Origin of the sequence: Motilimonas pumila, assembly GCF_003596335.1 — a bacterium.
Classification (GTDB): domain Bacteria; phylum Pseudomonadota; class Gammaproteobacteria; order Enterobacterales; family CBDFNC01; genus Motilimonas; species Motilimonas pumila.
In genome coordinates this window covers 22,266-28,456 of record NZ_QZCH01000038.1, presented here as the reverse complement: position 1 = coordinate 28,456, position 6,191 = coordinate 22,266, and the positions used below count along the sequence as shown (strand labels likewise).

Annotated in this window: 3 protein-coding genes and 1 pseudogene; 1 reads left to right on the top strand and 3 read right to left on the bottom strand. The window is 42.1% G+C overall.

The window, feature by feature from the left end:
• Positions 1–78 precede the first annotated feature (78 nt).
• Positions 79–411: pseudogene (locus D1Z90_RS18800) on the top strand (integrase core domain-containing protein); the annotation flags it as partial.
• A 189-nt stretch (positions 412–600) separates the two neighbouring features.
• Here the strand turns inward: D1Z90_RS18800 and D1Z90_RS18795 are convergent.
• The 3 genes from D1Z90_RS18795 to D1Z90_RS18785 all read right to left on the bottom strand — a co-directional run bounded on the left by D1Z90_RS18795 (position 601) and on the right by D1Z90_RS18785 (position 6,171).
• Positions 601–1,905 carry an McrC family protein gene (locus D1Z90_RS18795; RefSeq protein WP_119912340.1) on the bottom strand — a complete coding sequence of 435 codons (1,305 nt, stop codon included), beginning with the start codon at positions 1,903–1,905 and terminating at the stop codon, positions 601–603.
• A 5-nt stretch (positions 1,906–1,910) separates the two neighbouring features.
• Positions 1,911–4,427 carry an McrB family protein gene (locus D1Z90_RS21780; RefSeq protein WP_119912339.1) on the bottom strand — a complete coding sequence of 839 codons (2,517 nt, stop codon included), beginning with the start codon at positions 4,425–4,427 and terminating at the stop codon, positions 1,911–1,913.
• A 232-nt stretch (positions 4,428–4,659) separates the two neighbouring features.
• Entirely contained in the window at positions 4,660–6,171 is a 1,512-nt protein-coding gene (locus tag D1Z90_RS18785) for a competence protein CoiA family protein (RefSeq protein WP_119912338.1), read from the bottom strand.
• Positions 6,172–6,191 lie beyond the last annotated feature (20 nt).

The window sequence follows — 6,191 nt, the reverse complement described above, 5'->3', positions numbered from 1 at the left end:
TCAGGCTCATATCATTTCCTTAATCTATTGACGATATTGTCTCAAAATTAAGTGTCCAATTGAATTAGACCAGAACAAACAGAGTATTGCGGTAAGGTCGAGCATCATGATTATCAGCTTTACTTGGCTATCAATGATATAGACCATACGAAAACGAAAGCCATGTCGCCTCAAACTAATGGTATCTGCGAACGCTTCCACAAAACGATACTTAACGAGTTCTATCAGGTCACGTTCCGTAAAAAGCTGTATAGCTCATTAGAAGAGCTGCAAAAAGATCTGGACGAATGGATGACGTATTACAATAATGAACGCACTCATCAGGGCAAAATGTGTTGCGGCAGAACACCGCTGGAAACATTACTCGATGGGAAATCGATTTGGGCTGAGAAGAATTTAGCTCAAATCTAAACTGACAGTCACCGATAGAAAAACGGGTAACTGTCAGGTCAAGTCTGAGCTAGTACAAATTATAACTGTCATATTTAAAGCGTAGCGCGGCTCAGCTTCTGACTACGCAGACAGTTGCTTTGTCGATATTACGAACCCACCATGACCAGCTTGCCCTTGTTTGCTCCTTTGCTATTTGGACTTACCCAGCTAGCTTATCTGAGTCATTGTGTGTAGATAATGGCCCTCATTAATCAATAACCGACTATTGCCAACCGGTGAAGTGGTAAACGGTACTACCCACAACTTCAAACCATCAGAGAAATCAAAACTGTGCTCAATAGGTGCCATAAATCCATCGTGGCTCGGGTAAATCAGATACAACTCCCCTTTTCCCGCGAGGTATTTTTGTCCATACGCGTACATTTGATACATATCTGCTTGAGATATACCGTAGTTATGAGCCTCTAAGTCAATCAGTTTCCATTTAGTATCTAATACGATGGCGTGCTGTTTACCCTGAGTGATAAGCAGGTCAGGTTTAAGCTGAAAGGCGCCTTTACCGTTATGTCTCAGTAAATACTTTGACCGAGCTTGAGTGGATAACTCGACTTGATCGTCTAACTGTGACCGCAAAATGGATGCAACATAGTTCTCGAACACCATCTCCATGGGAAAGAGTAGAGACATTGCTTCGGTTTGCCCTTTCATACTAAGGGGGGATTGGCCACTCAAAATCAATTTTGCCCATGCCAATGGAGGGTGATAATCAGCCATTCCGCGGTCCAGTTTCAAGGCCGTAAAATCTTGCTGAATGACCTTTGAAAGTGGCACGTCAGCAAACGCAAACAGCAACTCTCGTAGCAGTTTCTGATTAGTTGCAAGCTTGGTATAACTGGATAGCTTTTTTAATGCCGACTTAATCAGCCGATTAGCTGGACGATCCACTAGGTACTCATCGTATTCGACATAGAACTTGTGCTTGGTAACTCTATTTCGCCTAATCTGAGCGGCAACCTTGAGTTTACCCTTTTGAAAAGATAGGTTGTCTTGGCGTAACACATAGTCACTTTTTAGCCCTTGTTTGACTAACTTCTTAACCGATTGAAGAAATTGCTCAATGAACACCTCAAACAGCGGCATTTTCTTATTCGCAACACTCGCCTGTTTGAAAGTAAGAAACCGAAAAGACCCAAGATGCTGCAGCATTGTTAGTAGTATTTGCCGAGCATTTTCAAGATCAGATTGTTCTTCCTTAGATCTTCGTCCCGTCTTGGGTAGCACCTCTACATGTTCACCGGTAGGGGTAAACAGCACTCCTACATAATTTTGCAATTGAATGAGCTCATGCCCATAGCGTTTTGTGAGCGCGAGACACATACTCATTTCAGTTTCACTTAAGCTCACTTCTTTCAGGTATTCAAAGGCCTCAGGTGAGATCAACTTTACTCCAGGCTCATCACTTGCCGATTTATCAAAAGTCAGATAGCCAAATTCAAAAACAGTGGTATGCATGGCAGCTACCCAATGTTTTTAGTTGTATCTGTATTAGGTAAAGCCGTCATACCTTGATAAATCCCAATATACGCTTCCGGTTCATTCCAGACCTCATCGTTACCGACTGCCAGCGTAAACTTGACGACCGATTGCCCATACTGGTCTAAGTTATGCCCCTTGCCAAATAGCGCGTTTAAATCATCTGACTTTTGCTCGTGCTCTTTAACGAACTGCAGATGATCAGGTTTTTGATTGTCTGCAAGCACTAAACGGATCTTGCTCCAATCTTCGAAAAAGTACTCTTCGAGTAATGGGATAATTTTGTTTTTAAAAACTGATACCAACACCGTAAATGCCTTATCGTGCTCACCCACATCGCTTAAGGCTTTAACTGGCATGAAGAAAGCATGGCCTAGCGTGTGCTCTCGATCATAGAGGATTTCAATCCTCTGATTAAGTTTGACCAGCAACGTTTTAAGTTCGATTCCCTGTATAACGACACCTTCTAGGAGCTCAGGCTTAGGCATCATTTCAATAAAATCAAAGCGACGTCGAAGTGCTGTATCCATCATTGCAAGCGAGCGATCTGCAGTATTCATGGTACCGATGATATGCAAATTGCTAGGTACAGAAAAACGCTCTCCAGAGTGCGGAAGGATAACTTCCGTCGTTTCACTTTGCTCTTTGCCAGAACGCTTTGAGTCTTCGATGAGCGTGATTAACTCCCCGAATATTTTAGAAATATTGCCGCGATTAATTTCATCAATCACCAACACAAATTGCTTGGACTCTTGAGACTGCCTCTCCCAAACTGCCGGTAAATTATGTGTCGCGACTATATGCTCAAGAATAGCTTTGACGTAGGTAGAGTTATAGAACTCTCTTGGGTTTGCTCCGTTATAAAGCTTACGAATATTATCAATCGAGACCGGGTACCCATTACCTAAGTCATGGTGTTTTGTTTCATAGGGGAAAGCGCGAAATGTTGTGTTGCCGTAGTATTGAACATCAAATTTTTTGCCCGTTTGGGTGGCCAGTGACACAGGTGAACCGTCTTCAAGCTCACTCTTAAGTTTATCGATGGCGACTTCAAGAGGGTCATTACTTTGCTCTACTCCTCGATTAGCCTGCTCACAAATTTGTTTGAAGATGCCCGGCTTTACTTCATAAGTTACCTGTCCTTCAAGCGTTGATGCAGAGATACCCTCAACAAACTCTTCATAGCCATAACTTTGATGGAAGGTGACAAAGCGGATGCGTTTTGAATTTGATAATACGTTAAACTTATCTTGAAGCTTATTGCGTTGTTCTGCAGTGGCCCCTATTTCCGAGTCAATCTCTAAACCATAATAGAAATCGGGTTCCGCTGCTTTTACTGCTGCTTCAAGCGTGTGGTAAGTTTTACCTGTTCCAGGTGGGCCATAGAGGATCTGGTTTAAAGACTGAAGAACATTGCTTCTTTTCATTATTACACTTACTCCACCGCTTGATTCGTTGTCTTCCTCTTCTTGGGCACTTGAGCTATTCCCTTTATCAACCGATTTCCATTCGTATAAGCTCCACAAAAGAATATTGCGGGTCTGAAAATCGATGGTGTTATCCAAATAAGGCTTAGTCAACGCTAGTAAAGCCCTATTATCATCCAACCAAGAGCCACTGTGGTTACTTTGCAGCTGATATTGATATTTAAGGCACTTATAGACATCATTTAAATATGACTGAGCGACAACACTGGTATATCGCTCGGGATCTGCGGCAGCAAACACGCGGTGAATTACTCCCCAAAGCACTCGTTCAAAACCACTTGAGTCTTTCCACTCTTTGAGAGTCTTTTGATAAGTCTCTTCGGTAGGACTATTTAAAATTTCATGGGTTAGGTTAACAAGATAATCATAATTGGCATCAAACTCCCTCTGATACATAAAGCCTTGCCCTACACCAGCAATTCCGTTGCTGGAATCAAACCATAGCCTTTTAATATCGTTCTTTGTTATTTCCTTACCACTTTGGATTTGAGCGGTTAGATTACACGTTTCAACATAGCCTTTATACCAACCATGCGGATCAAACTGTTCAGTTAAGTACCAAGTAAAAAATTGCTCTAGAGAGTGTTTATCAACACCTCCCTCCCAAAGATCCGAGAGTTTTTCGCAATATACTTGCTGAATTTCAATACCCGAAACCTGCGGGCTCCATTTTTGATCTGGCATTGCACTTTGAAGCAACATCATTGGTAATAGCCCTTCATTACAGCTAACCCGTAAATCTATTAACTGAAAATCTATGTAGTGTTTTTGCTTCCCGCTGCCCGACCAATGTGCTGCTGAATAAGTTGCTTTGCTCACCACGCCCCGAGCTACTATTCCCCTTGGCTCAAGTCCAACACGAATGAGATAGATGGTGTCACCAACCTGTGGCTGCTGGCTATGGCAAGACCAACGAACTTCTTGGCCGATCTCATAATCTAAGGTCCCTGAATCTGAACCTTCTCCGCCAACTGAGAAATTTTTAGGGTTCCAAGTTAATAAAAATACAGACATAGATAGTTACCCGAAAAAGAGCACTCCATGGAAATGGTGCCTTTAGAAGTATGAATTTAGCGCGTTATACAACACTCTTAAGCCTTTACCTCGCTAATGAAGGTGGCAACAACGAATGAGATTACAGGCTCTCAAACGCAAGTACTAACATACCTTATTGCCGCAGACATAATATTGAGACAAACCTCAACACACTGGATTAATAGTTAAATTTTAATATCTTGAATGGATATTATGGCTCAACGGCACAGACTATGCTTTTCAGCCCATGCTCTGAAAACAAAATTGCCGATTGTTTGTTGACATGCCAAGAAAGCCGACTTTGATGAGTCACTATACCTAACGGGGCAAGTGTATTTTTGAACCAGAAATAGATGCTTTTGCTTCTTTTTTCTGCCTGAAGTTCGTTGTCCTTGGCATTGAGTAACGCAAGCATCCATTTATCCGTAGCAATGACGTCTGTTGAGCACTCTTTCTTCTTACGTAAAAAGCACTCAACCACCAGAGCCTTCCAGACAAAATCTCGCGTATTCCAAGGATGACTGTAACGCCCAGTTAAGCTCATTGGTGAAGGAACCGGGACACCTAAAGACTTACTCAAAAAATGTACTTTCTTCTCGTCACTCATCGATTTAAAGCGAGTAAGGTAATCTTCTCTGTCTGCAAGCTTTCTAGAGAGTTGGCATTTCGCTTTCTTAACGAGTTTTTTCTTCCAAGTTTCAACATTCACCCAATGAGACCGCTTGGTAACAACTTCGTCATACTCAAAGGAATAGTACTGAACCAGGCTCGGGCGATCATCATTTGAAGAAAAAGGAGTTTCAGGAGGAAACAAATACAACATCACTGTAGTTTTCGAATTAATTTCTACAGGAATACAGTAGGTGTACTCCTTTTCATTTATCGAAACAGCACCTTTGACGCCAGTTATCTTAAATTCTTCAGTATGTTTTAGGCGCTCTCTCTTCCCCATAAAGTCGGTGGACGAAGTAGTGTAAGACAATGAAGGAAGGGTTATATCTTGAAAATCTAAAGACTCAGTCATGGCTCTTAGCCAATAAAACATACTATTGAATTTGTCCCTATTCTTTCCATCGACATACTCTTGAAGGCTCTGAAGTGTTTGCTGCTCTTGTAAGTGAGATTTGTTGAAACAAATCCATTTGCGAGCGGCAGTGTGTAAAACGAATTCTTCAAGAGCTTCAGGGGAAATATCCCAATCAACTTGGCTGATATCTATCTCGAAACATTCGAGACCCATCCTTTTAAACTTTAGGACATCGCATTCGCTTTTTGCATGACGAAAGTGGATTTCTACTGCGAATTTGGTAGATGCTGTCTTACAGAGCACATCAACGATAACATCGCCTCTTCTCACTTCAGTTTCAGCTCCCGATAAGGTGGCTGGAGGTGTTGGGGGAAGGTACCTTTGATGCGAAATGTCAAAGTGGTCGATATATTGCACACTTTCAGCCGTGTTAGGTCTGGTAATGATTTGACCTGTCATGGCCGCATTTAAGATAATTTGTTTTGCTGCTGCGTGTAGCGCTGATTCCCCACTACAATCAACATGAGTATGATGTGCAAAATGAGGAGCCTTGTTTCCGTTTTGCCTGGCAACCATTTTGCCACCGCAATCAACGCATATACATCCGCACTTGAGTCCATTTGAGACCGAATCAATATGAACAACATCACCAGCAGCGTTTTTTGCCCAGGCTGCTTTTACCCTTCGATTTTTCATCGAGTGTTTTCTTTCATCAG